Here is a 2,656-nt window from a genome sequence, read left to right as displayed (position 1 = left end):
GACATGCTTAATATTTTGGCAAACTGTATGTCTATCTTGTTATTTGGGTTAAATTTGAAAAATAATTTTTTATTTTTATATGCTTATAAATCAAAAGCTAAGATGAATATATTTGTGGTTGGAATGTGATTGCTCAAATTTTATCTGTTTATGAATGGTGCTGGTTTCCAGCCTTGCTGGTGGGTGGGGGCAGTTAAAAATAGTGGAAACTTGTATGACATGGAGCGTTTTCAAGATTGAAAGGCAGCTTTTTGGCTGCTTTCAACCTTGATAAATAGAATGGAACTAAATGGTTCAGTTCAACTATTTGAGTAGGTTGCTAAAAATGATATTGCACCCAGATCAATCCAGAAAGAAATCTTTTTGTAGTTGTGTATGACCATCAACACAAGCATATTTAGAAAAATCCGTAATGCCAATTCTGGCTAAGGCCTGTTCATCGGTGAGGCTTTGTCCCGTAAGTTCACCTTTGGCGGTGGTATAAATCGCATAAGCCGCATCTGCCATAATTTCAGGTTTACGACTGACCTGTAAGGTATTTTCCTCACCTAGGTTTTTCGAAACAGCTGCCGTTGCAATATAGGTCTCAGGCCAAAGCGTGTTACAGGAAATTCCATAATGCTGAAATTCCTCTGCCATACCTAGCGTGAGAATCGTCATGCCATATTTGGACAATGCATAAGGCGAGAGCATCCCCAACCATTTAGGCGACATATTTACAGGTGGCGATAAGCTTAAAATATGCGGATGTTGTGCTTGTTTGAGATAGGGCAAAGCGGCCTGCGCACAAATAAAGGTCGCACGATGGTTAATGGTTTGAATCAGGTCATACTGTTTTAACGAAGTGGCTTCTACACCTGTCAGGGCAATCGCGCCAGCGTTATTGATCAGTACATCTATGCCCCCAAAGGTGGTTGCCGCTTGTTGAATCGCCGCATGAACCTGCTGCTCATCGCGTACATCTAAAAGTAAGGGTAGTGCTTGACCACCTGCAATTTCAATCTCCTCAGCTACACTATAAATGGTACCTGATAATTTCGCTGTTTCCACTGCCGTCTTTGCCGCAATGACCACATTGGCACCTGCCTGTGCAGCTTTCAGTGCAATGGCCCTGCCGATGCCACGGCTTCCACCAGTAATAAAAACAGTTCTTCCTTGCATAGTCATTATGTATATTTCCTATATTTGATGTGTTATTCAGTGGGTTTAAACCATAAAAGGAGGTGTATGTGTTTCAGGGACATAAATTTGACAATCTCAACAATACGCTGACTTACTGGCAGTTAGCCACAGCATCCGCCATAAGGTAATTTTAGAGCATTTTTTCCACAAATCAAATGCTTGTGAATCCATCCCTTGTTAAGGGATGAGGAACGGTTATAGTTCCGCAAGGGAGGATTATCAAGCTCTTAACTGATCAGCATTACAGTATCGGAAAAGCTATTTTTCAGGCTCAGCTAAGTTGATAGTTCATTCTGGATGGCCTTGATAAATTGCATGACCGCTTGTTGAATCTGTTCCGTCCATTCAAAGGAGCAGTTCATACGGATAAAATGCTGATGCGAGGGCAATACATTAAATAAATGGCTTGGTGCAATGCCAATCTGTTGCTGGATCAATTGTTCATAAATGTTCATGCTACTGACTTTTTCAGGTAACTGAATCCAGAGAAAATAGCCACTTGGATAATTATATACCTTACAGTCTTTGGGTAGATGTTGTCTGAGATATTGAAAGAATTGTTTTTTATTTTTTTCCAAAGCCCGTCTGAGCGTTCTCAGATGCTTTTCATAATGATGATGAGAGAGAAACTCCACCAGTGCATTCTGGATCAGCGCATTGGCTGAAATGGTGCTCATCAATTGCAAATGTTGAATATGTTCGGAAAATTTGCCAGCATAGACCCAACCCATCCGAAAGCCTGACCCCAGTGTCTTGGAAAAAGAAGAGCAGTGCAGCACCAGATTCTGTTGGTCAAAATACTTCATTGGCAAGGGTTTTTGATTGCCATAAAACAGTTCCTCATAAACATCATCCTCGATCAAATGAATTTGATGCTCATGCAACAGTTTGGCGATTTTATATTTAATGTCGTCACTGACAGTAAAGCCAATTGGGTTATGTGCATTGAGCATAAACCAGCACACTTTGATCGGATAGTTTTTAATGACTTGCTCAAAAGCTTCAATATCAAAGCCATGCTGAGGCTGTTCAGGGATGGTGATTACCTTTAGTCCTAAACGCTCCGCAGCCTGCCACGCACCATAAAAGATGGTTTGCTGTAATAAAATATAATCGCCAGGCTGGGTAATTGCTTGCAGGGAAAGATTTAAAGCTTCTAAACCACCCGATGTAATGACAATGTCATCTGCATCAGTTGGAATCCCTTGCATACAATAGCGTTGTGCGATGAGTTTTCTCAGCGCTAAGTTGCCTGGTGGTAGGTTGCTGGTCTGATCATAACTATGGCGATTACGGGAAAGCTGCCCCATGATCTGAATAAGTTTCGGCGGATAGAGTAACTGGCTATCTGGAAATGCAGAGCCTAAAGGACTGACCTGTTTGGATTGAATCGACTTGAGGTATTTAAACACCAAGGAGTTAATTTCAATTTTGGGGTTTAAAGAGACCACCGAATAAGCTTGTGGAATTTGGA

The 2,656-nt window shown here is 41.3% G+C and carries 2 protein-coding genes; both read right to left on the bottom strand.

The features are described from left to right. Nucleotides 1-342: 342 nt before the first annotated feature. The gene (locus tag B4H32_RS07945) at nucleotides 343-1,170 is read right to left on the bottom strand and encodes an SDR family oxidoreductase (protein WP_286801564.1); all 828 of its coding nucleotides are present in this window, start codon (nucleotides 1,168-1,170) and stop codon (nucleotides 343-345) included. Nucleotides 1,171-1,457: 287 nt separating this feature from the next. Beyond that, a partial coding sequence (locus B4H32_RS07940; RefSeq protein WP_286801555.1) for a PLP-dependent aminotransferase family protein occupies nucleotides 1,458-2,656 on the bottom strand: 1,199 nt, incomplete at its 5' end.

The sequence above is a fragment of the Acinetobacter sp. UBA2063 genome (assembly GCF_002333245.1).
GTDB classification, from domain to species: Bacteria; Pseudomonadota; Gammaproteobacteria; order Pseudomonadales; family Moraxellaceae; genus Acinetobacter; species Acinetobacter parvus.
The sequence above is the reverse complement of the archived record's forward strand: the minus strand, read 5'-3'. Positions and strand labels throughout refer to the sequence as shown.